Raw genomic sequence first — 26,170 nt, forward strand, 5'->3', positions numbered from 1 at the left:
ACGAGGGCCCCGGCGGACTGGTCTCGGCGGTACGCGCGCCGCGCTGAGCACGACGACGGCAACGACGACCGACCCCCGCGTGCGGCGGGGGCCGGTCTGTCGGCTTTCGGCCGGGCGCACTTCCTCCGGTTACGTGGTGGTCGCGCGGGTGGCGCGGTCGCGGCAGCGGGCAAGGGCGTTGCGGAGGCGGACGTCGGGGTTGGGGGTGCCGGCGAGGAGTTCGCCGGCGGCGACGAGGGTGGTCCAGTAGCGGGCCGGGTCGCCGGTGCGGGGCATGGGGGTGGCGGCGGCGAGGGACAGGTAGGCGGCGGTGAGGTTGCCGGTGGTGAACCAGCGGGCCAGGCCGTGCTGGTGGCCGGCACGGATGCCGCCCAGAGCGTCGATGGCGGTGAGGAAGAGGTCGACGACAGCCTGCTCGCGGGTGTCGAGCTGCTTGGGGACGTCGAACACGCCGAGGGCTTCGAGGAGTTCGCCGGTGTCGGCCTCGGAGCCGGGGCGGGGGTCGGCGAGCAGGGCGTCGTAGCAGTCGTTGAGGCGGCAGGTGGCCTCGGCCACGGGGATGTCGAGGGCGAGGCAGACCGCACGGGCGGCGGGGAGCGGCTTGCGACTGCGGCGGGCGAGGAGGGCGTAGGCCTCGGCGGGGGTGGAGCCTCGGGCGAGGCAGTGCCGGGCGAGGGTGACGAGGGGCGGGTTCATCGGCGGCACGCTTTCAGACGGCAGTGGCGAGGGCCGGGGCAGGGGCGGGCGCGACGCGCACCCAGACGAACTTGCCGATCCCGTCCGCGCGGGGACAGCAGCCCCATCGCTCGGCGAGCGCGTCGACGAGGAAGACTCCGCGACCGTGCTCGTCGTCGTGGGCGGCGCTGCGGAGGGCGGGGCGTCCGCTGCCGCCGTCGTGGACTTCGAGGCGCAAGTGGTCGTCGACGAGGGCGAAGCGGACCTCGATCAGGCCGTCGTCGGGCGCGTCGGAATACTGGACGGCGTTGGCGAAGAGCTCGCCGAGGAGGAGTTCGGCAACGTCGCGGTAGCAGTCGCCGGTGGGCAGGGCGGAGAGGTACGCCCGGAGGAGGTGCCGCGCGAGGGGCGTCGAGTCCGGGCGGGAATCGAGGCGCGCGGCGAACGGGCGGGGGCGACGGGCCGTGGAGCGGCTTTCGAGCATGGCGAAGTACCTCGGGAGACGAAGAGGCGATGTACGAGGGGTCCAGGAGTCAGCAGAGCTCTCGACTCCGAAAGGAAACTGACATCTACTCAACTCTCTGAATCCGCCGATGGGGAGTGAAAAACACGACCGTCCAAGCGCCCCCTGGAGGGAACTTTTGACTAGCTCTTTACACAAACTCGCGCACGCCCTGTGACTGCTGCGTTACTTTGAGAACATGGTGGAGAACGTCGAACTCCGCGCTGTGATGACCGAACTCGGGCTCACGCGGCCGGAACTGGCTCGTCTGGTCAACACCGAGCTCGTAGCCCTTGGATGCCCGGGAACCCTCACAGTGCGGACGGTAGGCACCTGGCTCGCCGGCAAGTCCCGGTGGCCTCAGGGCAGAATCCGGATCGCGCTCGAACGCGCGCTGAAGCGCACGCCCGAGCAACTCGGCTTCATCCCACCCGGCGCCACCCAGCCCCGAGCATCACCGGAGGAACCCGTGCTCCGCCGCAACTTCCTCGGCCTGTCGGCCGCTGCCGCCCTCCCGTCTGCAACCCTTCGAGGAAACTCGGTCGGGCACACCGATGTCGACCGGCTCAACGCCAGTCTCAGGACCCTCACCGAACTCGACGACCGTCGCGGCGGACACGGCACGCTTGAGGCGGCCGCGGTTGCGGGAGCGAAGCAGGCCCTCGACCAGGCCCAGCACGCCATCAGTGAAAGCGTGCAACGACGCCTCTACAGCCTCGCTGCCGACTACACCGCAACCGCCGGATTCTCGTGCATCGACGGCCGTCGCCTGGATGCCGCCGAACGGCACTTCGAGACGGCCCTACGTCTGGCCGGGTTCGGCAACGACCACGTAGCGGCGCTGCGGGTCTTCAACTCCCTCTCCATGATCGGCTACCAGCGCAACAATCCCGCTGTCGCCTTGTCAGCCGCCCGAGCCGCCCAGGACACCCGAGCGACGCAGCGCGACCCGTTCCTCGCCTCCCTCGCGCACGCCCGTACCGCCGTCGCCTACTCCACCGCAGGCGATCGGCAAGCCGCCTTGCGCTGCCTGGGGCACGCCCGCGATGCGCTGGAGCGCGCGGACAACCGGGACCGGCCGACCTGGGTCAAGTTCTACGGCCCGGCCGAACTGGCTGCCTTGAGCGCCATCGTTCACCAGCATCTCAACCGCAGCGCCGAGGCCGAACGATCGTCACACCAAGCTCTGGCCGGGATTCCCCCGCAGTTCCGCCGCAACCGCGCGTTCGCGACAGCCCGCCTCTCGCTCGCCCAACTGGGCCAGGAGGAGGTCGAGCAGGCCACGACGACCGCCAGCAGTGTGTACGCGCTCATGGACGGCGACCCGCTTCCGCCACGGCTGCGCACCCTCCTCGGGGACTTCCACCGCGGCCTTGTCACCCTGGCGCCGATGTCCGCGGTGACGCGAGAGTGGACCGACCGAATTCATGCTCAGCGAATTCATGCTCAGGGAGAAGCCAAGTGACGATAACCCTCCGCCGATACGAGGCCGGCGGCCTTCCCGTCAGCCACAAGCAACTGCTGATCGACGTCCATGCGGACGCCTACCGGGACCAGGCGGACGACCCTTTCGTCCAACGCTTCCCCTGGTTCGCCCAGCACTGGACGTCCCGGCCCGGCTACTGCTGTGTCATGGCCTACGACGGCGACGAGCCGGTCGGCTACTCCTACGGCGCACCACTGGAAGCCGAACGTGAATGGTGGCGCCGGTACATGCCCGCGCCCGCTGACCCGTCGACCTTCGCGGTGTCCGAGGTCATGGTGCGTCCGAGCTGGCGGAAGCTGGGCATCGCCGAGCAGACGCACGAGGCGCTGCTGGCCGAACGGGGCGAGGCCCTCGCCGTGCTCAACGTCGACGTCACCCATCCTCGTGTCCAGGCCATGTACGAGAGCTGGTCGTACAGGAAGGTCGGCGAACGCCGTCCCTTCGAAGACGCCCCGCTCTATGCCGTGATGGTTCGTCAGCTCCGATGAGGTGCCTCAGCAAGGGCGGAATCGGCGGCCGGGGCCTCCTTTGACGGATCCCCGGCCACGTGGTGGCGGGCGCGCACGATCGTTGGGGGGAGACGTTCAGGGCGCGCCCCCTCCGGTCTCACGACCGGATTCGACATGCCGGTTATTGCCCAACTCACCTCGAACAACAAGTCGCTATCCGCGAACCGAGCGAACATCCGGCCTCTCACCCCTACCCACCCCGGCGTAGAAGCGGAGCACCACGGCATGCCCGAGCAGGACCGCGTCATCCACATCCGCCGCCCCTACCTCGACCTGATCGCCGGCGGCACCAAAACGATCGAGGTCCGCGTCGGCTACCCCAGCATGCGCAGGATCCGAGCCGGGCAGACGCTCGTCTTCGAATCCGGGGGCGCCCGCTGCCGGACCCAGGTGGTCGAGGTGGCGGAGTACCCGACGTTCGAGGCACTGCTCGACGCCGAGGACATGGACGCGATCGGCTCCGAGGGAATGAGCCGGACCGAACTCCTCGCCGCCTGCCGGGAGATCTACCCGCCCGAGAAGGAACAGCTCGGCGTCCTCGCGATCCACCTGCGGCTCGCCCCGTCATAATGTCGATAGGGAAAGCGGTTAGCGGCAAGGAAGTTGACGGGACACAGCCGCCCCGGCCGACGACACGCGACACCTCTACCGCGTCTTCTTGCGAGGGTGCAGGGCGGCGACTTCACGAGCCATTTCGGCGGCCCGATACTTGGGCAGGCCCGCCGGCTCAACGGCGCGGGGTCGTACGGTCGCACTGCGAGCGCGGGCGGCTGCGGCGTTCACCCGCTGGGCGTCCCGCGCGGGTTTCGTACCAGTGGACGTAGATCTCGACGATGTCGACCACGGTGAATGTTCTCCTTGCCATCCGGTGTGTCCGTTGACCTCTCGGCCCGCAGGTCGAGGAACACCTGCGGCTCCGAGATGGCCAGGACCCTCAACCCGGCACCGGCATGCCCATGGGGAACCAGACCGATTCGCAAGGAATGGCGAACTAGCGCGCAAACCACCCAAACAGGGAAGGACTATGCGAGTTCGATCACGCACGCCCCCTGCCAGACGCAGCCACCGAGCCTCCCAGTGAGATGGTGATCGCTCCCCGGAGTTCTTGACGGTGCCGAGGCACGAGGACACCTTGAGACACATGAGCAACCAGACCTTTGAAGCCGAGGACTACCGTTCGGGCGACGTGTTGAGGATGGAATGCCCGTTTACCGAGGTCACGGTCACTGGGGTCTCCCGGTCCCACGTCTCGGTGCGCTGGCCATGGTGGGAGATCGACACTGCGGCGGACGGGATCGAGTGGAACGGCGACGTGGCTCTTCCGACGCCGGCGGACTACGGCTGGAAGAGCGAGTACTTCCGGACGAGGCCGGCGGAGGACACGCTGAAGGCTGGCGACAGGTGCCTGGTGGGGATCCCTGCGACCGTGGTGCACGTCCTGGCGGTCCACCATTTCGATCCGCCGCTGGAGACAGGCTGGCTGCCACGACCCGCGACCTACCTCGACGTCCTGCGGCAGGGCGAGTCCTATGACGCCAGGCTCGAGGAGCAAGGCTACGAGATCGACCCGGTCGGCGGTGTGCCGTTCCAGCTCGAACTGCTCTTCCGCCCTTTCGCGTTCCTGGAAACCGGCGACGAGGTCGTCGACCGCGACGGGCGTGCGTGGAACTTCGACGCTCCCTGGTGCTGGAACGCGTTCGATGGCGGGCAGTCGAGCACTCCGTCCTGGCCGCTTGCCCTGCTCTTCCGCAATGGTGAGCCGACGCCCGAGGCCGTCGCGGCTGTCGCGGAGGCCACAGCCTCAGGCAGCCACGCCGGCGAGGTGAGCCGGTGGGTGGAACTCACCCGTGCGGAGCCAATCACACCCGCGTGAGCTGCCTCGGAAGTCGGCACCGCGTGTGCCTGGTGTCGGTCACCGTCCCCATGGGGACTCGTGACCGCGGCGGTGGGGAATTACGCCGACACGAAACCGCAGCTTGTGGGGAATTGCGTGACCGCTGACACGCCCTACCTGACCGAGATGATCATGCGGTTCGGCGAGTACTCCACCCGCGAGCTCGACCTGGCCCCGGAGGCGTACGAGCCGCACCTGGACGTCGACTTCACCAAGCTTGACCCGCAGGACTTCGGCGCGGCCTCCTGACGGTCCACCCCCGGGAGCGGGCGGCACCGAGCCGGTGCCGCCGCCCGGTGAGGCCGGTGTCAGCCGACCGGCGGCAGCGCGCCGAGGACGACGAAACGGCGGATGACTGACAGGCTGGGCCGCAGTCCGATCGAGAAGCTTGGGGGAGCACTCGGGGCGGCGGGATACGAGCTCAGTCAGCACCGGTGTGATGTGCTTCAGCTGCGGATGCCGGGCGGACCAGGCGGGCGTCGTAGGCGGCGATGACGAGTTGGGCCCGGTCGCGGGCGCCGAGTTTCATGAGCAGGCGTCCGACGTGGGTCTTGGCGGTGGACAGGCTGACGTGCAGGTGGGCGGCTGAGCTTCCCCCGCTGCGCGGGAGGTGCTGATTAGCTGGTCAGTGCGGGTGTGGGTGGTTCGACGGCCACTGCTTCGGCCGTCGCCTGGTCGGCGTAGTACTTCGCCTCGTACTCGTCCGGGCTGAGCCAGTCGAGGCGCTTCTGGATGCGCTGGGTGTTGTACCAGCCGTCGATGTAGGCGAACAGCGCCAGGTCGGCATCCGTGCGGGTCGCGAAGGTCGTGCGGCGCACGCACTCGGTCTTCAGCACGCTCCAGAAGTTCTCGGCCAGGGCATTGTCGAACGAGTCGCCGACGGTGCCCATGCTTGCCTCAATTCCGGCCTTGAGGAGGCGGGTTGTGAGCTTGATGGATGTGTATTGACAGCCGTGGTCGCTGTGATGGATCAGCTTGCCCGGCTCCACCGGGCGACCGTGGAGGGCGTACTCCAGGGCGGTGAGGACCAGGTCGGCGTCCGCACGTTCGGAGGTGTGCCAGCCCACGATCCGGCGGGAGAACGCGTCTCGGATCGTGGCCAGCCACCACGGTCCCTCGCCGGTGGGGATCAGCGAGATGTCCGCGACCCACAGCCGGTTCGGTGCGTTCGCGGTGAAGTCGCGCTGGACGAGGTCCGGGGCGAGGCCGGCGGCCGGGTCGCGGTGGGTGAAGGAGCGGGGCCGGCGCGGGCTGACGCCCTGGAGTCCGGCCTCGCGCATCAGGCGCTCGACCCGTTTGCGGCCGACGTGCACTCCCTCGCGCCGCAGGACGGCGTGGACGCGCGGGGAGCCGTAGGTGGCATCCGAGTCTGCGTGGACGCGGCGGATCTGCTCGGTCAGCTCGGTGTCCTGGCGCTTGCGCTCGCACGGCGTGTGGACGTCCCGGCGCCAGCGGTAGTAGGTGGAGGCGGGGATGTGCAGTTCCCGGAGGACGGGCTCGGCCCCGAAGCGGTCCTGGTGCTCGTCGATGAGCTTCAGTACCGTCGCCGGGTCGGGTCGAGCTCCTGGGCGAAAAAAGCCGAGGCGGCTTTGAGGATCTCGCAGGACCGGCGGAGCTCGGCGTTCTCCTTGCGCAGCGCGGCCAGTTCCTCCTTCTCGGCGGTGGTCAGCCGGTCGTCGCGCTTGCCTCGGTCGGCCTCGTCCTGGCGGATCCAGTTACGCAGGGCCTCGTGGTGCACGCCCAGGTCCCGGGCCATCTGCCGGATCACCGGCTTCGGGTCGGCGGCCCGGTACGCGGCAACGGCTCGCTGCCGCAACTCGGGCGGGTACTTCATCGGTGCAGCCATGGCAGAGGCTCCCTTCTCACGACCTATCAGGTCACGTCCGGCAACCTTCCGCACCTCGGGGGAACCTCAGGCGATCTCGGTGTTCGACAGGCCGATGCCGACCAATGTCAGGACTTCTCGCTCCCGTTCGGTCGTCTCCGCCAGCGCGGCGGAGGGCCGGCTGGGGGCTTCGGGGCGGCGGGTGAACTCCTCGATGAGGCGGCGAGTGACGCCCGGGGCGAGGAGGGCGTCGCCGGCCGCGATGACACGGATTGCGGCCAGCAGGTCGGTCGGCCGGGTGTCCTTGAGCAGGAAGCCGCTCGCGCCTGCGTGGAGGGCGGCGAAGACGTACTCGTCGATGTCGAAGGTCGTCAGGATCAGCACTTTGACGCCCGAGGTCGTCGGGTCGGCGGTGATCCGCCGGGTCGCCTGGATGCCGTCCAGGCCCGGCATCCTGATATCCATCAGGACGACGTCGGGCCTCTCGCGTCGGGCGAGTTCGACAGCCTCCTCACCCGACTCGGCCTCGCCGATGGCGGTCAGATCTGGTGCGGTGTCCACGAGGATACGGAAGCTGCCACGGACCAGCGCCTGGTCGTCGGCGACCAGTACGCGGATCACAGTGAGACCCCGGTAGTTGTGGACGGGAACCGGGCGGCGACCTGGAAGCCACGTCCCGGCCTTGGCCCGGCCCGGAACTCGCCGCCGTACATGCCGACCCGCTCACGCATGCCGACAATGCCGTGACCAGTCACCGGCCGGGCGCCGCCCTTTTCGGCGTCCCGGCTGGTACCGACGCCGTCGTCCGTGACCTCCACCATCACCGCATCAGGGTGGTACGTGACGGCCACCCGGCACCGCTCCACCGCCGCGTGCTTGATCACATTGGTGATCGCCTCCTGGACCACCCTGAAGGCGGCCAGGTCCAGGCCAGGAGACAGCTCCGGCCGCTCGCCGCGGACCTCCAGATCCACCTGAACGCCCGCCTCAGCGGTCCGGTCCACCAAGGCAGCGAGATCTGCCAGCCCCGGTGCGGGGGCCGTCCCGGCACCGCCCTGGCCCGGTTGCCCGCTATTCTCCTCGCTCCTGAGAATCCCGAGCATCGCCCGCATCTCCCGCAGCGCCCCGCGGCTGGTCTCCTCGATGGACGACAGCGCGCGCCGCGTTTCGTCCGGACGCTCGGCGGCGACGTGATTCGCAACCCCTGCCTGCACCGCGATCACACTCATCGTGTGGGCCACCACGTCGTGAAGCTCCCGCGCAATCCGCAGGCGTTCCTCACCAGCCGCGCGACGAGCCTCGGCCAGCTGCTCCTGGACCCGCTGCTCCGCCCGGGTGCGCAAGCTGTCGGTGTAGAGCCTCTGCTGCTGCACCGCGTAGCCGATCGTCCACGCCACCGTGACGAGCAGCGCGCTCTCTATGACCAGCGCGGCGCTGTGCCGGGTGGGCTGACCGTACGGCAGGTCGAGGAACCCGGTGAGCCCGGCGGTTGGCACCATCACCAGCAAGGACGCGGCGAGCACCCGGAGCGCCCCGCGACGCGGGAGCCGCTGAGGGATCACGTACATCACAAAGGCGACCGCCACCAGCGGCACCGGCCCCCCACGCACGAAGGTGGCGACGGTTCCGACGATCACGACCGACGCGAGCACGGCACGCGGCCAGCGCCGGCGGAACGCCACCGCCAGCAGCGAGAGCACGGCGGTCAGGACGTCCACCAGGTTCAGCCCGCCCAGGTCGGCCGTCCCCTGCCAGAGCAGGGTGGAACCGGCCATCGCCAGCACTGCGGCGGCGCAGTCGATCAGGGCCCAGTGCGTCATGCTCAGACGCTTGAGCAGAGGCGGTCGAAGAGACTCCATGATCGCAATGTAGCCGCCGGGACCCAGGCCCCGCGTCGGTCTGGGGACCGACGAAAAGAGGTGTACCTGAGGCCAGTCGGCCACGTCGAGGTCTGTCCTCAGGCCCGACGCCGTCCCCGCTGTTCGGCGGCACAGTGGACGCCGTCGCCGCGGCACACCGCGGCGAATCGCCCATTGCTACCCGCGATCAGAGGAGGAGCATGACCGCCGTCATCGAGGCCCACGGGTTGGGCAAGCGGTATCGGGGCCGGTGGGCCCTGACAGAGTGCACGCTGTCGATCCCGCCAGGACGGGTGGTGGGGCTGGTCGGCCCCAACGGGGCCGGCAAGTCCACACTGCTGAACCTGGCCTGCGGCCAGCTGAGCCCCACCACCGGAACCATCCGCGTCCTCGGCCACCGGCCCGGGGACGGCCCCGGACAGCTGGCCAGGGTCGGATTCGTTGCCCAGGACACCCCGGTGTACGCCGGCTTGTCGGTCGCTGACCACCTGCACTTCGGCGCCCGCATGAATCCCGCCTGGGACCGCGAGGCCGCGCACCGCCGGATCGAACAGCTCGGCCTCGATCCGCAGCAGAAGGCAGGCAGGCTGTCCGGCGGCCAGCGCGCGCAACTGGCGCTGACCCTCGCCACCGCAAAGCAGCCCGAACTGCTGCTGCTGGACGAGCCAGTGGCCGCCCTCGACCCACTGGCCCGGCGTTCCTTCCTGGTCGGCCTGACGGATTTCGCCGGGGAGCGGGAGGGCAGAACCATCGTCCTGTCCTCCCACGTGATCACCGACCTCGAACGGGTCTGCGACTACCTGCTCCTGATTTCCGGAGCCCGGGTCCAACTGGCCGGGCCGCGCGAGGAACTGATCGCCGAGCACTACCGCATCGTCGGTCCAAGCCGTGCGGCCTCCGCGCTCCCCGCGTCTCTGTCGGTCGTGCAGGAGCACCACGCCGACAACCGGAGCTCGTTCGTCGTCAGGACCACCGCGCCGCTCTCCGAGGGGGACTGGGAAGCCGAGCGCCTCGACCTCGAAGACCTGGTCCTCGCGTACCTGGCCCGCGACCGGCAGGCGCGCAACTCGCATGAATGGGAGGACCTCCGATGACCTGGGTGACCTGGCGCCAGTTCCGTACCCAGGCGACTGTCGGCGCGCTCGCTCTCGCCGCAGCCGCGACCTACCTCCTGGTGCTCGGACTGAACATCCGCAGTGACTACGACCGCAGCCTGGCGGGGTGCATCGCCACGGGCTGCGCGCCCGGCCTCGTCTCGGGCTTCGCGGACAAGTACTCCACCGTCGTGATGCTCACGGACCTGGCCCTGATGACCGTCCCCGGCCTGCTCGGCGTCTTCTGGGGAGCGCCGTTGATCAGCGGGGAGCTGGCAGCCGGAACCCATCGGCTGGCCTGGCACCAGAGTGTCACCCGAACCCGCTGGCTGGCAGTGAAGCTTCTGGTCGTCGGCCTCGGCGCGGTGGCCCTGACGGGACTGCTCGACCTGCTGATGGCCTGGGGCGCGGGCCGGTACGACGCGGTCAAGGCCGCCCGGTTCTCCGCGCTGGTCTTCGGCGCACGCGGCATCGTTCCGCTCTCCTATGCGGCCTTCGCGTTCACCCTGGGAGCCGCCGCCGGCCTGCTGCTGCGACAACCGATTGCCGCCATGGGCCTGACCCTGGCCGTGTTCGCGGCCGTGCAGTTCGCCGTGCCGACCGCCCTTCGGTCGAACTACCTCCCCGCGCGCACTGCGGACATCCGGCTCGACGCGACGACTCTGAGCCACGCCGACGGCATCGTCCAGAATGGCTCGTCGCTCGTGATCGGCGGCATCTCCCTCCCTGACGCCTGGGTCGTTTCCGCCGGCCACGCGGTCGACTCGACCGGTCAACCTCCCGGCGCCGAGAAGATCGATCACTGCTTGAGGCCGGGCCAGTTCAACCAGACGATCAACTGCCTGGCCGGACAGGACCTCCACGTGACTGCCACCTACCAGCCGAACTCCCGTTACTGGCCCTTCCAGCTGATCGAGGCAGCGCTCTACATGGCCGTGACCGCGGCGCTCTCGGGTTTCTGCTTCTTCTGGATCCGACGCCGCACGACCTGACCGGTTCTGCACGGCCTCGAACCACAACGGGTCCGAGACCGGGCTCACGCTCCCCTCGACATGCGCGCGGCGGGTACGAAGCACGCCTACCGAGCGGAGAACGGTGTCCGGGAAGGTGCGCCCAGTCGGCACACTTCCCGGACACACCGACGGCATCGAACCAACCTGCGAAGCACTCGACCGAACCGCCTTCGGGCTGATGATCCGATAATCGGGCGACGCCAGCGCGCGAAGCCACGGCGAAGGCGTGTGGCTGTGCGTGATGGCCGTTACGGTGGGTCACTCTCATAAATGAACGGTTGCGAGAGTTCTGAGAGGCCCCCGGAACGTGTCCGGTTTATCCAGGTCTTCGCTCGCAGAAAACCTCTCAAAACTCCGGCGTTCCGCAAGACGCTTCCGAGAGAATCCCGACATGGATCTGACATCCGATCAGGCAGCATCTGCGGTAGAACGCCACGATTACCCGAAGTGCGAAGCCCCGGTCGGCAGCCCCTGCCGGACGATGGGCGGCGAAAACGGCCAGCCCCGCTACCGTTCCCCACTTGGTTGCGCTTGCATCAAAGGCCGGAGTCCGCTGCACCGCCGCCTGGGCCGGGAGACCCCCGCACCACTGGCTGGTGCGATGCATTTCCCGACCCGCTGGGATCCGTTCCTCCGCGGCACGATGACCATCGCGGAGCTGTACCGCCATCCCACCCAGCACTACGACTTCCACCGCGGCCAACTCACGCTCCAGCAGCGCAGCTGACGGTGGTGGGCATGCTCGTCGGACCCGTCACCCACCACCACCCCCGGCGGTCGGCTCGTCTTCCACGTCTTCTCAGCCCCCGCCGAGTTCATCCGCGAGCTCATCGTCCCCGGCACCCGTGAAGCCGAAATCAGTCAGCCCTCGGCCTGGCAGGGCCGGTCGGAGGCGCCGCCGACGGTGGGGAGGGCGTCGCCCGTGCTGGCCGCATCCGCACCGAGTTGTTCAAATTCGAATCACTCGGTATCGTCAAAGTGATTCAATTTTAAGTTTGAACTTTGCAAGGAGAAGCCCGATGCCGGTACGCCGCCTCAACCACGCGGTGCTCTACATCCGCGACGTCGCGACCTCGGTCGCGTTCTACACCGAGGTGCTGGGCTTCAAGGTCGACACCGAGTTCCCCGGACGTGCCGCCTTCCTCAGCGCCAAGGAGACGCTCAACGACCACGACCTCGGCCTGTTCGCGATCGGCGCCGACGCACCCGGCCCGCAGCCCGGCCGAGTGGGCCTGTACCACCTGGCCTGGGAGGTCGGCACCCTGGGCGAGCTGGCCGAGATCGGCCGGGCACTCGGCGAGCGCGGCGCGCTGGTCGGTGCCACCGACCACCACCACTCCATGTCCTTCTACGCCAAGGACCCGGACGGCAACGAGTTCGAGGTGATGTGGCGGGTACCGCGCGAGGGCTGGCCCGCGCCCGGCGAGGCGCCGAAGATGGGCCCCCTGGACCTTCAGGCCGCCATCGCCCGCTGGGGCGCCGACCTGGCCACCGGCGCCGCCGCCGGCTCCGCCACCTGAGGCTCACCCCGGGAACGGCGAGCCGATCCCCCAGCGCCGCCACCGCCACCAGCCGGCAGGTGTGCGCGGCCTTCGCCGGGCCGCCCGCCAAGCGCTTCGCCACCGGCAACTGGGAGTCGCGCGAGGGCCGGGCACTGCGGCTGGACGGGGCGGTCGCGTGGATCGAGTGCGAAGTCGCGGACAGCGTCGCGGCCGGGGACCACACGGCCGTGCTGGGCCGGGTGCGGTCACTCGACGCCGCCGACGACGGGAGGCGCCGACCACTGGTGTTCCATCGCGGCCGGCTCGTCCGGCTGGACCGGGCCCACACCGGACACGCGCCCACCGGCTCCTTCTACCGGCGGGATGGCTGACACCCTGTCAGGAAGGGACCCGACCCGGCCTGTCCTGCGCGCTCGGAGCGGGCCCGCCCTCCGTGAGCCGACGCGAGACCGCACGGGCCGCCGCCCGGACCGCCGGGCCGTAGCCCGCCTCGGCGAAGCCGCTGCCGGGCGCCACGACGGACAGCGCCGCCACCACCTCGCCGCCGTCACGCACCGACGCGGCCACGGTGGCGACCGGCCAAGGGTGCTGCTGGCGCCCGAAGACGAAATCGGCCCGGCGCACCTGCGCGAGGACCCGGCGCAACTCGGCCGCGGTGGGGATGTCGTCGTTGCCCGGCTCGGGCCGGTAGGCATCGATCGCACGGGCCTGGACCTCGGGCGGCGCGAAGGCCAGCAGCACCAGACCGACGCCCGTCGAGGCCAGCGGCAGGCGGCCGCCCACGCGGTAGCGCACGGGGCTCGCGTCCAGCGCCGACAGGCGCTCCACCAGCACCGCCTCGTCCTCGTCCCGCACGGCGAGCAGCACGTGCTGCCGGGTGACGTGGAACAGGTCCTCCATGAACGGCATCGCAACGGACCGCAGGCCGTGCCCGCGCGGCGCCAGCGAAGCGGTCTCCAGCAGCCGCAGCCCCACCACGTAGCGCCCGTCCTCCAGACGCTCCAGCGCTCCCACCCCGACCAGCGACCGGGCCAGGCGCAGCGCGCTGCTGCGCGGGATGCCGCTGCGCCCGGCGAGCTCGGCGAGGGCGAGCGCGCGGTGGTCGCTGTCGAACGCGCCGAGCAGCGCAAAGGCACGGTCGATGACCGGCTGGCCCTCGGCGGGCCGACCGCCCCGGCGTGCCTGACCTGAGTCAGCCGCATTCTGTGTTTCATTCATCGGAATCACCCATGCCACTGTACGGTCACCCTTCCTATCGTGGCAGCCGTACCGCCGTACGGGCCACCACCGTACGGAGCAGCCACCACCGAGGAGATCCCCATGACCCCGACCGGACTCGTGGACGTCCACGCGCACTTCGTGACCGACGGCTACACCGCGGCGGCCCGCTCCGCCGGCGTCGAGCATCCCGACGGGATGCCGGGCTGGCCCGAATGGAGCGTCGATCAGCAACTCGACCTGATGGAACGCTGCGGGATCGAGAAGTCCTACCTGTCGGCCTCTTCCCCCGGCGTGCACTTCGGGGACGACCACGCCGCCCGCACGCTGGCACGCGAGGTCAACGCCTTCGCGGCCTCGGTCCGCGCCGCCCACCCGGAGCGCTTCGGCCACTTCGCCTCCCTGCCGCTGCCGGACGTCGAGGGCGCGCTCACCGAGGCCGGCCACGCCCTCGACGTCCTCGGAGCGGACGGCATCGCGGTGGAGACCAACCACCACGGCCACTACCTGGGCGATCCCCGCTTCGAGCCGCTGTGGCAGGAGCTCGACCGACGCGGGGCCCTCGTCTTCGTCCACCCCACCTCGCCGCCGAGTGCCGACGCCATCGCCCTGGGGCGCCCGCGGCCCCTGCTGGAGTTCCTCTTCGACACCGCCCGCACCGCGAGCGACCTGCTCTTCCGTGGCGTCCTCGCGCGGTACCCGCGCATCCGCTGGATCCTGACCCACGGCGGCGGCGCGCTGCCCCTGCTCGCCGACCGCATGGAGGCATTCCGCCCGATGCTCGGCGACACCGGGGACCCGGCCACCGTCGTCGAACAGCTGGGACGCCTCTGGTACGACATGGCCGAGACGCCCTTCCCCCGCCAGATCGCAGCGGTCGACGCCGCGTTCGGCACCGAGCGCCTGTTGTACGGGAGCGACTCCTGCTGGACCCCGCCCGCGGGGGTCCTCGCGCAGGTCGCCTCCATCGACTCAGCCGCCCCGCCGCGCGAGGACGACACCTGGCGCGTTCTCACCACACGAAACGCCCGGCGCCTGCTCGCCGCCGGAAGCTGAACCACTCCGGCCACCGAACCTCGGAAGAAGGACGCCACGCCTGCCAGCCCCGCCGCCGCCCTGCTCCTGCGCTCCGCCACCGTGACCGGGCAGTCCTGCGCTCGCCGTCGCCGAGCGGGCCGCGGTCGGCTCGGCGGTCCCGTCCTCGGCCCACAGGGGGAGTTCCATGGGCTCGGAGGGGTCGAGCACCCTGGCGCCCGACCCCGCAGCCAGGGAAGAACCCGCCGCCGCTCCGGCTGCGGCCGCGTCCGCATCCGCCAGCTCGTCCCAGATGCTCTCGTCGACCGCCGAAGGAACTCCGAGCACGAGATCGTCGTGTTCGGGTGGATCCAGTGAGCGCATTCTCCATCTCCCACGAAAACGAACCACTTGGCTGCTGATCTGCTTCATGGACGGAGCACCCGGAGTGGAACGCGTCCCATCCATTGCAGACCGCACCCGGTGTAGCACACGGTCATTCCGCTGTTCCGGTCGACGCGACCACGCAGGCCGGATCCCCTGAGCCTGCCGCTACTCGTCCAGACCCCACGTCAAGCCGTAATCGCACGGTTCACACCATGGGCTCACGAACGTCGAACAGGCGTGGCGTTGAGGTCGGGCAACCCCGGCCTGGAGGAACGTGTCGGTGATCACCGACAAGGAGAAATCGTGATCGTCAGGACACCCGTGATCTCAACTGCGGCGAGTATCACGACACCGCCACCCGTGGCCGCCGCCGGTGCTCCACGCGACATGGAATTCGCAAAACTCCCCGATACCTACGCCCCGGCGGTCCAGAGCATTCGTGCTGCTGTGGAATCCGGAGACCACCTGACGGCAACCACCCTGGCAGACGAACTTCTGCGGCAGGTCTCCATGGACCACGGCGCTCTGCATCCTGCAGCGCTGAGGGCGATCGAGGTGCGCGCACACGTCGCGGTTTGTTGCCACGAGTACGAGCAGGCGGCCGAGCTCTACTCCTCCGCAGCAGCCGGCTGGGCAGGGCGCGGGTCATCCGAACAACTACCGGCCACCCGCAACGCGGTGATCTGCCGACGACTGGCAGCGGACGCTGCAGCAGCCCCCAAGGCCCCAGCACGCCTTGCGAGAGCCCCGCACGAACGTGCGCAGCCGAAGCAGCACTTCCTGCGACGCGGCCTGACACCGGTCGTTCTCGCCGCGGTACTCGTCGGCCTCACGTTCACGGGCGGCGAGCGCCGCACACCCGCCCCGACCTCGGTGACCGCGAGCCCGGGGCTTCCCATGGCTCCGGTCATCGCCGCGGCGCTCGATCACCCGCAGGTGCAACCAGCGGCGCCTCCGCCTCCCCGGCCGTCAGCGGTGCCCGCTCCCCCTCCGGACGACGGTTCCCTCCCACGCGACGACGCAGGGGCCCCGACCGGCGGCACCGCGTCCGCGGATCTCGGAGCAGCACCTCGCGCCCGGCCACGTGTTGCGCCAACGGCGAAGTCGTGGACGTCAGGACAGCAGCGCCAGGATCCCGTGAGTCCGCCGCCCGCACCTTCGCCTGCTGCTCCCCCGTCCCGCCAGGGCGGGGACCCTGCGGACCGCCTCCACTCGCCCCGGTTGGCCCGTCTGTGTGCCAACCTGCAGACCCAGGTCGGCCGTCTTCCCGACACCGTGCCGGAGCTGTGCAGCCGGGGACCTGGACGATGAGCGGCTCGGCCCGGTCCGCCCGATCACGGCTCACTCGCGCACCACGCGACGACGAACGCCGAACGCACCACTCCTGCTGCGCTCGGAGGCGATGGCTCCTACCGGACATCCAGCGAGTTAGTACTCGTTGCCACATCGGGCTCGGGCGAGGACGCCGCGTCCTGCGGGTGACCCGAACGCTGGGCGGCCCGCTCATGGCCAGCGGGCGGCAGGTGCAGCCGGCCCCGGGCCGGTGGGAGCATGGCCGGTATGGATGCCGTACGGACGCTGGTGGTGCTGCGGCACGCGAAGTCCGCCTGGCCCGATGTCCCGGATGCCGAGCGGCCGCTCGCGCCGCGCGGGCGCCGTGATGCCCCGGCGGCGGGCGCGTGGCTGAGCGAAGCGGCGCTGCTGCCCGATCTGGTGGTGTGCTCGCCCGCCCGGCGCGCCGCCGAGACCTTCGAGTTGGCCTGCGGGCAGTGGCGGCGCCGCCCGCCGGTCGCGTTCGACCCCCGGGTGTACGGCGCCGACGCCGCCGGGCTCGTCGAGGTGCTGCGCGACGTCGAGGAGGCGGTGGGCACGTTGCTGCTGATCGGGCACCAGCCCGCGCTGCAGGACCTCGTCCTGGACCTGTCCGCCGGCACCCGGGGCGAGGCCGTCGAGCGGCTGCGCCGGAAGTTCCCCACCTGCGGCCTCGCCGTGGTGCGCATCGCCTGGCCGTGGACGCGGCTGGGGCCGGGAGCGGGACGGTTGGTCGACTTCGCTGTGCCCCGGGGTTGAACCCTGCCACCGGGTACTGAGGAAACGGACGGACCGCGAGGACGGAGGGCCGACTGATGACGCAGAACACGGACGTCGTGGTGATCGGGATGGGTGTGGGCGGCGAGCACGTCGCCGAGCGGCTGGCCGAGGAGGGGCTGGACGTCGTGGGGGTGGAGGCCGAGCTGGTGGGCGGGGAGTGCCCGTACTGGGCGTGCGTCCCGAGCAAGATGATGATCCGCGCCGCGAACCTGCTCGCCGAGGCCCGTCGCATCCCCGGCATGGCCGGGCGCGGGACGGTCGAGCCGGACTGGAAGCCCGTCGCGGACCGGATCCGGGACGAGGCGACCGACGACTGGGACGACCGGGTGGCCGTCGACCGCTTCACCGGCAAGGGCGGCCACTTCGTGCGGGGCCGGGCCCGGCTGGCCGGGCCGGGGCGGGTCGAGGTGGCGGGGCGGGAGTTCGCGGCGCGCCGCGGCGTGGTGCTGGCCACCGGGAGCCGACCGGCGCTGCCGCCGGTGCCCGGGCTGGACGAGGTGCCGTACTGGACCAACCGGGACGCCGTCTCCGTGGCGGAGCCGCCCGACTCGCTGCTGGTGCTGGGTGGTGGGGCGATCGGGCTCGAACTCGCCCAGGCCTTCGCCCGGTTCGGCAGCCGGGTGACCGTGGTCGAGGCCATGGACCGGCTGCTTCCCGCCGAGGAACCCGAGACCGGCGCGCTGCTGGCCGAGGCCCTGGGCGCGGACGGGATCACCGTCCGCACCGGCGTCCGGGCCACCGGGGTGCGCCACGACGGGCAGGGGTTCCGGCTGTCCCTCGACGACGGCGGGGAGGTGGCCGGGCACCGGCTGCTGGTCGCGACCGGGCGCCGTGCCGACCTCACCGGCCTCGGTCTGGAGACGGTGGGCCTCGACCCGGGTGCCCGCGCCCTGGCCGTCGACGGGCAGCAGCGGGCCGGGGAGCGGCTCTGGGCGGTGGGCGACGTGACCGGCCGGGGCATGTTCACCCACGTCGCGATGTACCAGGCCGGGATCGCCGTCCGCGACCTCCTCGGCACGCCCGGCCCGGACGCGGACTACCGCGCGCTGCCCCGGGTCACCTTCACCGACCCCGAGGTCGGCTCGGTGGGCCTGACCGAGCGGGCCGCCCGCGAGAAGGGCCTGCGGGTGCGGACCGGCACGGCCTCGATCCCGTCCTCCACCCGGGGCTGGATCCACAAGGCCGGCAACGCGGGCCTGATCAAGCTCGTCGAGGACGCCGACCGGGGTGTGCTGATCGGCGCCGGCTCGGTCGGGCCCGCGGGCGGCGAGGTGCTGTACGGGCTCGCGGTAGCCGTCCAGGCCGAGGTGCCGGTCGAGCGGCTGCGGCACATGATCTTCGCGTACCCGACCTTCCACCGCGCCGTCGAGGACGCGCTGCGGGAGCTGCGCTGACCGACCCCGGACCGGCCGGGCCCTACGCCTGCGCGACGGCTTCCAGTGGGCTCAGGGCGGCGGCCCGGCGGGCCGGGGCGGTCGCGGCGACGGCGCCGATGGCGAGGGAGAGCGCGCACACGAGGAGCAGGGTCCCCCAGGGCAGGGCCAGGGTGTACTGCTTCACCGCGCCGTTGGCCAGGGCGCCGAGGGCCCAGGCGCTGAACAGGCCGCCGGCCAGGCCGAGCAGGGTGCCGAACGCCGCGACGGCCAGGGCTTCCAGGCGGATCATCCGGCGGATGCCGGCGCGGTCCGTGCCGATGGCGCGCAGGACGCCGATCTCGCGGGTGCGTTCGGCGACCGACATGGCCATGGTGTTCACGATGCCGAGACCGGAGATCACGGCGCCGAGGGCGAGCAGGCCGTACATCAGGGTGAGCAGGTTGCCCACGGTGCCCGCTGCCTCGTGCACGAGGTCGGTGCGGTTCTGGACCTTGAGCAGCGGATTGTCGCCGACCGCGGTGCGCAGGTCGTGTGCGCTGGTGCCGTCGCCGCGCACGAGGATGCGCTGGAGGGAGTCGGGCAGGTGGCTGTTGCGCTGGACTTCCGCGCGGGTGCCGAGGACGTCGTGGGCGGTGGGGTTGTCCTGGTAGACCCCCACGACGGTGTACTCGGTGAGGCCCTGTTCCCGGCCGATGCGGGCGTTGACCCGGCTGCCCGTGGTGAGGCCGCTCTCCCCCGCGGTGGTGGCGGAGACGGCGATCCGGCCGGGCCCGAGGTCCTTGGCGGAGCCGCTGAGGAAGTCGAGCGTCATGACCTCGCCCACCGTGTCGCGGTCGACGCCGGAGACGGTCCGGACCTTGCCGCCGATGATCAGGGTGGAGTCGGCGACGGCGCTGGCGGTCCGTACGCCGGGGGCGTGGGCCACCCGCTGGACGGCGGCCGGGTCGATGCCGCTCATGGTGGTGTTGGTGCTGATCACGTAGTCGGCGCCGAGCCCGGCCGCGGCCTGGTGGTCGAGGGCCCGGCTGGTGGAGTCGCCCAGGACGGCGAGGCCGGTGACCATCGCGGTGCTGATCAGCACGGTGGCGGCGGTCGCGGCGGTGCGGCGGGGGTCGCGCAGCGCGTTCTGCTGGGCGAGCCGACCGGCGGTGCCGAAGCGGCGGGTGAAGCGTCCGGTCAGCCGGAGGACCGGGGCGGCGAGGGCGGGCGCGACCGTGATCAGGCCGACGACCAGCAGGCCGCAGCCGAGCACCCCGGCGTCGAGGTTGTCCTGGGCGGCGTCCTTCGCGGTGGTGGCGAGGTGGACCAGCAGGCCGACGCCGAGGACGAGCAGGGCCGTTCCGGCGAGCGGGCGCAGCCGGGAGCGCGGGGCGGGCTGTGCGGCTGTGCGCAGGGCCTCGATCGGGGCGATCCGCGCGGCACCGCGGGAGGGCAGCCAGGCGGCGAGGACGGTGACGCCGACCCCGACGAGGAGCGCCGCCGCGACCGGGCGCGGGCCGATCACCAGTGCACCGGTGGGCAGTTGGTTCCCGTCGCTGCTCAGCAGGCCGGGCAGCGCCCGGGCGATGCCGAGGCCGGCGAGGAACCCGGCCGCGGAGGCGGCGAGGCCGACCAGCAGGGCTTCGAGGAGGAGCGAGCGCACGACCTGGCGGCGCGTCGCGCCGATCGCCCGCAGGAGGGCGAGTTCCCGGGTGCGGCGGGCGACGAGCATGGTGAAGGTGTTGATGATCAGGAAGGAGCCGATGAACAGGGCGACGGCGGCGAACACCATCGGCAGCTTCTGGTAGCCGCGGGTCAGGGTCCCGACATAGACGGCCTGCTGGTCGGCGAGCGCCTGGCCGGTGGTCGCCTCGGCCCCGGCCGGGAGCACCGCGGTGACCTGCTGGGCCAGCGCGTACTGGCTGACGCCGGGCGCGGCGGACAGGTCGATGCTGCCGTAGTGGCCCGGGGCGGCGAACAATTGCTGGGCGGTGGCCCGGTCGAACAGGGTGAGGGTGCCGCCGGCGCCGACCCGGGTGTCGTCGGTGGTGACGGTGCCGACGAGGCGCTTGGTCATGGCCGGGCCGTCGGTGGCCAGCGTGACGGTGTCGCCGATGCGCAGGCGCCCGGCGGCGGCGGTGCCCCGGTCGACGGCGATCTCGTCGCCGCCGGTCGGGGCGTGGCCCTGGACCAGGGGGTAGCGGGCGTCCTTGCCGTCGTTGCCGGGGACGTAGGCGGCGCCCAGGTTCGAGCCGAGGTGGACGCGCAGCGGCGTGCCGTCGGCCGCGTTCAGGGTGGCCGGGCCGTCTGCGGAGGGCCGTACGGCGGCCACGCCGGGCACCTCGGCGAGCCGGTGCGCGAGCCCGTCCGTCAGGGGGCTCGGTCGGTCGGTGGCGCCGGCCGGAGCGGTGGCCGTGGCCGTGACGCTGACGGCGGTGTCGGCGAAGTTCCGGGACGCGGCGGCCCGGTAGGCGGCGGCCGTGGAGTCCGCGAAGACGAGGGTACCGGAGACGAACGCGACCCCCAGGCAGACGGCGAGGACGGTCATCAGCAGACGCGCCCGGTGCCCGAGGACGTTGCGCAGGGCTGTACGCAGCATGGTCAACTCTCAGGAACGGTGGGGTGGATGGCGGGTGGACCGGCGGGGCTTACCGGCTGTCCCCGGTGAGCCGCGGCATCGCGTCGAGCACGCGGTCCGGGGTGGGGTGCGCCATCTCGTCGACCAGTCGGCCGTCGGAGAGGAAGACCACGCGGTCGGCGTATCCGGCCGCGACCGGGTCGTGGGTGACCATGACGACGGTCTGGCCCAGTTCGCGCACCGAGTCGCGCAGGAAGCCGAGGACCTCGGCCCCGGCGCGGGAGTCGAGGTTGCCGGTGGGCTCGTCGCCGAAGACGATCGCGGGCCGGGAGGCCAGGGCGCGGGCGACCGCGACGCGCTGCTGCTGCCCGCCGGACAGCTCGGCGGGCCGGTGGCCGAGGCGCTGGGAGAGGCCGACCATGGCGATCACCCGGTCCAGCCACTGCGGGTCGGGCTTGCGGCCGGCGAGGTCCATCGGCAGGGTGATGTTCTCCAGCGCGGTCAGGGTGGGCAGCAGGTTGAACGCCTGGAAGACGAAGCCGATCCGGTCCCGGCGCAGCCGGGTGAGCTGCCGGTCGCCGAGCCCGCCCAGTTCGGTGGTGCCGACGCGTACGGAGCCGGAGGTGGGGGTGTCGAGCCCGGCGGCGCAGTGCAGCAGGGTGGACTTGCCGCAGCCGGAGGGGCCCATGATCGCGGTGAACTCGCCCTCGCGGAAGCCGACGCTGACCTGGTCCAGCGCGGTGACCCGGGTCTCGCCGCTGCCGTAGACCTTCGTCAGGCCGGTGGTGGCGGCCGCGATCCCGGGCGTCGAGTGCGGCGCGTACGGGTGCTGCGGGGCGATGGTCACGAGGGCTCCTCTTCGGGTGCGGACGGTTGCACGACGAAGGGTGTCCGGGGGACGTATCGGGGCGTGGGCCGCCGTGTATCGGCGGCCGCGCCACTGTGTATCGGCTCCGCGTCATCAGCTCCGCGGCATCAGTTCGGTGGCGGCCCGCCGGTCCGGTCCGGCAGGCGCAGGGTGGCGACCGCGCCGCCGTCCGGGGCGTTGGCCAACCGCAGTTCGGCGCCGATCAGTTGGGCCTGTCCGAGGGCGATGGTCAGGCCGAGGCCGTGGCCCGAGCCGCGCTCCGGGGCGCCGGTCTGGAAGCGGCGCGGGCCGTGCCGCAGCAGTTCCTCCGGGAAGCCGGGGCCGTGGTCGCGCACGACGACCGTGCGGCCTTCGACGGTGACCTCGACCGGGGCGCCGCCGTGCCGGTGGGCGTTGGTGACGAGGTTGCCGACGATCCGTTCGAGGCGGCGCGGGTCGGTCTCCACGGTCTCCGCGGCCGTCTGGCGGACCTCGGTGTCGTGCCCGGTGCGCGCCACGGCCTCGGTGACCACGGCGCCGAGCGGCGCCCGGACGTGGGCGGGCCGTTCGGCGCCGGCATCCAGGCGGGAGACCTCCAGGAGGTCCTCGACCAGGTCGCGCAGGTCCCGCACCCGGGCCCGGAGCAGGTCCTCCGTCTCACCGGGCTCCAGCAGGTCGACGGCGGCCAGCAGACCGCCGACCGGGGTGCGCAGTTCGTGGGCCACGTCGGCGGTGAACCGGCGCTCGGCGCGCAGCCGCGCGCTGAGGGTGTCGGCCATCAGGTCGACGGTGGCGGCGATGTCGGCGACCTCGTCGGTGCCCTTGGCCGGCCCGGTGCGGGCGTCGAGGTCTCCGGCCGAGATGCGTCGGGCGGTCTCGGAGACCTGTCGCAGCCGGCGGGCGAGCACCCCCGCCCCGTAGACGGCCAGTGGTGCGGCCGCCGCGAGGGCGACCAGCGAGGCCACCGCCATGGCCGCGTCCAGCCTGGGCACGTCGGACAGTTCCGGGCCCGTGTTGACCTCGAAGGCGAGCACCGGGCTGCCGGGGCCGCCGGTCCGCTGGGCGGCCCAGACCATCTGCCCGGCCACGACCACGTGCCGGGCGTCGTCGGCCGGGTCGCGCAGTGCGGAGGGCAGGCCGGGCGGGTCGAGCTCGGCGCCGTCCGCCAGGGTGCCGGTGCGGCGGTACGTCTCCATCGCCGAGTACACGGAGTTGAAGGCCCGCGCCTCGGCCCGGCCGCGGATGTCCTGTTCCGTCCACAGGTGCACCAGGACGCCGACCGCGACGGCGACCAGGCAGGCGGTGGCCGCGGCCAGTGCGGCGATCTTCCAGCGCAGGGACGCGCGGGCCGGCCGCATCCGCGGGTACGGACGCACCGGGCTCAACGCCTGAGCTTGTAGCCGAAGCCGCGGACGGTCTCGATCCGTTCCCGTCCGAGCTTGCGGCGCAGCCGCTGCACGCACAGGTCCACGACCCGGCTGTCGCCGTCCCAGCCGTAGTCCCAGACGTTGCGCAGCAGGGTGTGCCGCTCCAGCACGATGCCGGGGTTGGCGGCGAACTCCAGCAGCAGTTTCAGTTCGGTCGGGGTCAGCGCCACCGGGCTCCCGGCGACGGACACCTCCAGTGCGGCGGTGTCGATCCTCAGGTCGCCGAAGGCCAGGGCCTCCCCGCCTGCGGGCCGCTCCTCGCCTGCCGCGCCCGCCACGCCGGCCGCCGGTTCGGGTGCCTGGGCGGGCGGGTAGGCGGCCCGGCGCAGCAGCGAGCGGATGCGCGCCACGAGCACGTAGGTGTCGACGGGCTTGACCACGTAGTCGTCGGCCCCGGCCTCCAGGCCGGCGACGACGTCGAGCCCGTCACCGCGTGCGGACATCATCAGCACGGGGACCAGGCTGCTCTCCCGGACTCTGCGGCAGAGCCCGATGCCGTCCAGGCCGGGCAGCATCACGTCCAGGATCAGCAGGTCGAAGTCCTCGTCGCGGAACAGCTCCAGCCCGGTCAGCCCGTCCGCCGCGACCTGCACCCCGTAGCCGTAGCGCTCCAGCGCGACCGCGAAGGAGCGGCGCATCAGCTCGTCGTCCTCCACGAGCAGCACACGGACGGGGGGCAGGGCCGCCGGGGCGGGCGAGGACACGGGCGGACAACCCCTCTCGGACGGTCTGGTGCGGCATCGCGGCCCCGGCTGCGCGCCGGGCGGCGACCAGAAGGGAACGATACGGCACAGATCGTTCTCGACGACCGCGCCCGTCTGCGGCCGGTGCCCGGCGGGCGGGCGCCGACGCGGTGGGCGTCGCCCCGCGCGGCGGGGCGACGCGGGAGGCCCGTGGGGGCTTCGAGCGGCCGTCGCCCGTTCGGCCGACATACGCTGGCTCTGATCGCCCCGCCCCACACCCTGCCGGAGGGCCGATGATCGGACGCCGCCCCGCCGGCCGACCGAGCGCGGACGAACTGCTGACCGAGCTCGGCCGGCTGACCGCGTCCGCGCTGGAGCAGGCCGAGCTGCAGCGGGCCCGGGTGGAGCTGGCCGAGGCGCTGCAGCGGGTGCTGCTGCCCTCCGCGCTGCCGCAGCTGCCCGGTCTGCGGGCGGCGGCCCGGTACGCGCCGGCCCGGCACGGTCTGAGCGTCGGCGGTGACTGGTACGACGGCTTCCTGCTGCCGGACGGCTCGGTCGCCTTCTCGCTCGGCGACGTCCAGGGCCACGACGTGGAGGCGGCGGCGATCATGGGCCAGGTGCGGGTCGGTCTGCGTGCCGTGGCGGCCTCGGCCGCCGATCCCGGCGAGGTCCTGCAGCGGGCCAACGACCTGCTGATCTCGATGGACAGCCGCCGCTTCGCCACCTGCAGCTTCCTGCGCTACGACCCGGCCACCGGGGAGCTGTCGCACGCCAGGGCCGGGCACGTCCCGCCGGTCTGGGCGACCGGTGACGGCCGCTGGGGGCACAGCGCCGACGACGGCGGTCCGCCGCTCGGTGTGCTGCCCGACCAGACGTATCCGGTGGACCGCCGCCGGCTCGCCGGAGCGGAGGTGGTCGCGTTCGTGACTGACGGCGTGGTCGAGGGGCCGGCGTTCCCGATCGAGGCCGGGCTGGCGCGGGTGGCGGCCGTGCTGCGGGAGCGGGTCGAGGAGGGGCCGGACGGGCTGGCCGCGGCGCTGCTGGAGGTCGCCGACCTGACCGGGCACGCCGACGACGCCGCGGTGCTGGTCCTGCGCCACGACGGCTGAGGCCGCCCGGGCGGGCGCCCGTGCGTGTCACGCCCGCCCCGGGCCGCCGGAACGTAGTCAGATGGCTACCGTGCCGCCGACCACCACGCCCCGCCGCCGCGATCCCCGTCACCTGGCCCTGACCGCCCTGCTCCTGCTCGCGGTCACCGCGGTCTACCTCGCGGCCGGGCGGATCGGCCTGCTGGAGCAGGTGGTGATCGGCGGGGCCAAGGTCACCCCGCTCTGGCCGCCGACCGGGATCGCGCTCACCTGCCTGCTGCTGTTCGGGCTCCGCATCTGGCCGGCCGTGGCGCTCGGCGCCTTCCTGGTGATCGCCTCCTCCGGGCCGCCGACCTGGGGCTCGCTCGGCGTCGTGGCCGGGAACACGCTGGCCCCGGTGGCCGCGTGCCTGATGCTGCGCCGGGCCGGTTTCCGGATCGAGCTGGACCGGCTCCGGGACGGGATGGCGCTGGTCTTCCTGGGGGCGCTCGCCGGGATGCTGATCAGCTCCACCATCGGCACCGCCGTCCTGGTCCTGAACGGCGACCTGACGGCCGGCGGGTTCTGGTCCACCTGGTCGGCCTGGTGGACGGGCGACGCGATGGGGGTGCTGGTGGTGACCCCGGTGGCGCTGGCGCTGCGCACGGCCCGGCTGCCCGCCGATCGCCGCCCGTCCGACTGGGTGGAGCCCGTCCTGCTGCTGGCCAGTACCGCCGGCGCCACCGTGATCGCCACCTCCACCACGCTGAGCCTGCTCTTCCTGGTCTTCCCGTTCCTGATCTGGGCGGCGCTGCGGTTCCAACTGCTCGGGGCGGCGCCCTGCGTCCTGCTGATCTCGCTGATCACCATCACGGCGGCCACCAACCGGGCCGGCCCGTTCGCCGGGCACGGGCTGGTCGCCGCCATGGTGACGCTGCAGGCCCTCAACGGGTGCGCGGCGCTCACCGGCCTGCTGCTGGCCGCGATCGTCGCCGAGCAGCGTGACACCTACCGACGGATCGAGCAGGCCACGGTCGAACTGGCCGAGGTCGTCAACCGCCTGGCGCCCGGCAAGGCCGACACCGGCCGCTGGCTGCCGCAGGAGGACGGCGACCGCTGAGCGGTTCTGCGCGGAGGGCCGGAA

At 72.1% G+C, this 26,170-nt stretch carries 25 protein-coding genes and 2 pseudogenes; 15 read left to right on the forward strand and 12 right to left on the reverse strand.

All coding sequences use genetic code 11. The features are described 5' to 3' along the window. Positions 1 to 129: 129 nt before the first annotated feature. Positions 130 to 696, reverse strand: coding sequence for a hypothetical protein (locus ACPC54_RS29205; RefSeq protein ID WP_498969043.1), 567 nt, complete (start codon positions 694 to 696; stop codon positions 130 to 132). Positions 697 to 709: 13 nt separating this feature from the next. Continuing rightward, on the reverse strand, positions 710 to 1,159 hold the full coding sequence (locus ACPC54_RS29210; protein ID WP_498969045.1) for an ATP-binding protein: 450 nt from the start codon (positions 1,157 to 1,159) through the stop codon (positions 710 to 712). A 217-nt stretch (positions 1,160 to 1,376) separates the two neighbouring features. Between ACPC54_RS29210 and ACPC54_RS29215 the strand changes: the two genes are divergently transcribed. The 5 genes from ACPC54_RS29215 to ACPC54_RS29235 all read left to right on the forward strand — a co-directional run bounded on the left by ACPC54_RS29215 (position 1,377) and on the right by ACPC54_RS29235 (position 5,315). Further along, a complete protein-coding gene (locus tag ACPC54_RS29215) occupies positions 1,377 to 2,642 on the forward strand; it encodes an NsdA family TPR-like regulatory protein (protein ID WP_498969047.1) in 1,266 nt (421 codons plus the stop codon). Further along, positions 2,639 to 3,151, forward strand: a complete 513-nt coding sequence (locus ACPC54_RS29220; protein WP_498969048.1) for a GNAT family N-acetyltransferase — start codon at positions 2,639 to 2,641, stop codon at positions 3,149 to 3,151. Before ACPC54_RS29215 ends, ACPC54_RS29220 begins: the two co-directional genes overlap by 4 nt. A gap of 246 nt (positions 3,152 to 3,397) precedes the next feature. Beyond that, entirely contained in the window at positions 3,398 to 3,742 is a 345-nt protein-coding gene (locus tag ACPC54_RS29225) for an ASCH domain-containing protein (protein ID WP_498969050.1), read from the forward strand. A gap of 571 nt (positions 3,743 to 4,313) precedes the next feature. Continuing rightward, positions 4,314 to 5,045: a hypothetical protein gene (locus tag ACPC54_RS29230; protein ID WP_498969051.1), complete on the forward strand. Its 732-nt coding sequence runs from the start codon at positions 4,314 to 4,316 to the stop codon at positions 5,043 to 5,045. A 117-nt stretch (positions 5,046 to 5,162) separates the two neighbouring features. Further along, positions 5,163 to 5,315 carry a hypothetical protein gene (locus tag ACPC54_RS29235; protein WP_498969053.1) on the forward strand — a complete coding sequence of 51 codons (153 nt, stop codon included), beginning with the start codon at positions 5,163 to 5,165 and terminating at the stop codon, positions 5,313 to 5,315. A gap of 172 nt (positions 5,316 to 5,487) precedes the next feature. On the opposite strand, the pseudogene ACPC54_RS29240 reads toward ACPC54_RS29235, so the two are convergent. The 5 genes and pseudogenes from ACPC54_RS29240 to ACPC54_RS29260 all read right to left on the reverse strand — a co-directional run. After that, positions 5,488 to 5,652, reverse strand: a pseudogene (locus ACPC54_RS29240) (LuxR C-terminal-related transcriptional regulator); the annotation flags it as partial. A gap of 31 nt (positions 5,653 to 5,683) precedes the next feature. Further along, on the reverse strand, positions 5,684 to 6,670 hold the full coding sequence (locus tag ACPC54_RS29245) for an IS3 family transposase (RefSeq protein WP_498969189.1): 987 nt from the start codon (positions 6,668 to 6,670) through the stop codon (positions 5,684 to 5,686). Next, complete coding sequence (locus tag ACPC54_RS29250; RefSeq protein ID WP_498969054.1) at positions 6,601 to 6,912, reverse strand: transposase; 312 nt, start codon at positions 6,910 to 6,912, stop codon at positions 6,601 to 6,603. Before ACPC54_RS29250 ends, ACPC54_RS29245 begins: the two co-directional genes overlap by 70 nt. A 69-nt stretch (positions 6,913 to 6,981) precedes the next feature. After that, a pseudogene (locus tag ACPC54_RS29255) lies at positions 6,982 to 7,512 on the reverse strand (response regulator); the annotation flags it as partial. Continuing rightward, on the reverse strand, positions 7,509 to 8,750 hold the full coding sequence (locus tag ACPC54_RS29260; protein WP_498969056.1) for a sensor histidine kinase: 1,242 nt from the start codon (positions 8,748 to 8,750) through the stop codon (positions 7,509 to 7,511). The gene ACPC54_RS29260 and the pseudogene ACPC54_RS29255, both read right to left, overlap by 4 nt. Before the next feature lie 200 nt (positions 8,751 to 8,950). Between ACPC54_RS29260 and ACPC54_RS29265 the strand changes: the two genes are divergently transcribed. From ACPC54_RS29265 to ACPC54_RS29285, 5 genes are all read left to right on the forward strand, one after another. After that, on the forward strand, positions 8,951 to 9,844 hold the full coding sequence (locus ACPC54_RS29265; RefSeq protein WP_498969057.1) for an ABC transporter ATP-binding protein: 894 nt from the start codon (positions 8,951 to 8,953) through the stop codon (positions 9,842 to 9,844). Continuing rightward, on the forward strand, positions 9,841 to 10,836 hold the full coding sequence (locus ACPC54_RS29270) for an ABC-2 membrane transporter-related protein (protein ID WP_498969058.1): 996 nt from the start codon (positions 9,841 to 9,843) through the stop codon (positions 10,834 to 10,836). Before ACPC54_RS29265 ends, ACPC54_RS29270 begins: the two co-directional genes overlap by 4 nt. Positions 10,837 to 11,458: 622 nt before the next feature. Next, a complete protein-coding gene (locus tag ACPC54_RS29275; RefSeq protein ID WP_498969059.1) occupies positions 11,459 to 11,584 on the forward strand; it encodes a hypothetical protein in 126 nt (41 codons plus the stop codon). Between the two features lie 292 nt (positions 11,585 to 11,876). Next, positions 11,877 to 12,377: a VOC family protein gene (locus ACPC54_RS29280; protein ID WP_498969060.1), complete on the forward strand. Its 501-nt coding sequence runs from the start codon at positions 11,877 to 11,879 to the stop codon at positions 12,375 to 12,377. A 59-nt stretch (positions 12,378 to 12,436) separates the two neighbouring features. After that, positions 12,437 to 12,730, forward strand: a complete 294-nt coding sequence (locus ACPC54_RS29285; protein ID WP_498969061.1) for a flavin reductase family protein — start codon at positions 12,437 to 12,439, stop codon at positions 12,728 to 12,730. A 7-nt stretch (positions 12,731 to 12,737) separates the two neighbouring features. On the opposite strand, the gene ACPC54_RS29290 is transcribed toward ACPC54_RS29285, so the two are convergent. Further along, on the reverse strand, positions 12,738 to 13,577 hold the full coding sequence (locus ACPC54_RS29290; protein ID WP_498969062.1) for an IclR family transcriptional regulator: 840 nt from the start codon (positions 13,575 to 13,577) through the stop codon (positions 12,738 to 12,740). 102 nt (positions 13,578 to 13,679) lie between these two features. On the opposite strand from ACPC54_RS29290, the gene ACPC54_RS29295 reads away from it, so the two are divergent. The 3 genes from ACPC54_RS29295 to ACPC54_RS29305 all read left to right on the forward strand — a co-directional run bounded on the left by ACPC54_RS29295 (position 13,680) and on the right by ACPC54_RS29305 (position 18,463). Further along, positions 13,680 to 14,633 carry an amidohydrolase family protein gene (locus ACPC54_RS29295; protein ID WP_498969064.1) on the forward strand — a complete coding sequence of 318 codons (954 nt, stop codon included), beginning with the start codon at positions 13,680 to 13,682 and terminating at the stop codon, positions 14,631 to 14,633. A gap of 1,905 nt (positions 14,634 to 16,538) precedes the next feature. After that, positions 16,539 to 17,048, forward strand: coding sequence for a SixA phosphatase family protein (locus tag ACPC54_RS29300; RefSeq protein ID WP_498969065.1), 510 nt, complete (start codon positions 16,539 to 16,541; stop codon positions 17,046 to 17,048). A 56-nt stretch (positions 17,049 to 17,104) separates the two neighbouring features. Next, positions 17,105 to 18,463: a dihydrolipoyl dehydrogenase family protein gene (locus tag ACPC54_RS29305; RefSeq protein ID WP_498969066.1), complete on the forward strand. Its 1,359-nt coding sequence runs from the start codon at positions 17,105 to 17,107 to the stop codon at positions 18,461 to 18,463. 22 nt (positions 18,464 to 18,485) lie between these two features. Here ACPC54_RS29305 and ACPC54_RS29310 read toward each other — a convergent pair whose 3' ends face one another. The 4 genes from ACPC54_RS29310 to cseB form a co-directional block, all read right to left on the reverse strand. Continuing rightward, a complete protein-coding gene (locus ACPC54_RS29310) occupies positions 18,486 to 21,023 on the reverse strand; it encodes an ABC transporter permease (protein WP_498969067.1) in 2,538 nt (845 codons plus the stop codon). A gap of 49 nt (positions 21,024 to 21,072) precedes the next feature. After that, entirely contained in the window at positions 21,073 to 21,843 is a 771-nt protein-coding gene (locus ACPC54_RS29315; protein WP_498969190.1) for an ABC transporter ATP-binding protein, read from the reverse strand. A 134-nt stretch (positions 21,844 to 21,977) separates the two neighbouring features. Beyond that, entirely contained in the window at positions 21,978 to 23,225 is a 1,248-nt protein-coding gene (locus ACPC54_RS29320) for a sensor histidine kinase (RefSeq protein WP_498969192.1), read from the reverse strand. 5 nt (positions 23,226 to 23,230) lie between these two features. Continuing rightward, complete coding sequence (cseB, locus tag ACPC54_RS29325) at positions 23,231 to 23,914, reverse strand: two-component system response regulator CseB (RefSeq protein WP_498969194.1); 684 nt, start codon at positions 23,912 to 23,914, stop codon at positions 23,231 to 23,233. A gap of 338 nt (positions 23,915 to 24,252) precedes the next feature. Here cseB and ACPC54_RS29330 point away from each other — a divergent pair, with 338 nt between their 5' ends. Both ACPC54_RS29330 and ACPC54_RS29335 read left to right on the forward strand, forming a co-directional pair. Further along, a complete protein-coding gene (locus tag ACPC54_RS29330; protein ID WP_498969069.1) occupies positions 24,253 to 25,068 on the forward strand; it encodes a PP2C family protein-serine/threonine phosphatase in 816 nt (271 codons plus the stop codon). A 61-nt stretch (positions 25,069 to 25,129) separates the two neighbouring features. Beyond that, positions 25,130 to 26,146: an MASE1 domain-containing protein gene (locus ACPC54_RS29335; RefSeq protein ID WP_498969071.1), complete on the forward strand. Its 1,017-nt coding sequence runs from the start codon at positions 25,130 to 25,132 to the stop codon at positions 26,144 to 26,146. Positions 26,147 to 26,170: the final 24 nt, after the last annotated feature.

Source organism: Kitasatospora sp. NPDC094028 (assembly GCF_049543595.1).
Classification (GTDB): domain Bacteria; phylum Actinomycetota; class Actinomycetes; order Streptomycetales; family Streptomycetaceae; genus Kitasatospora.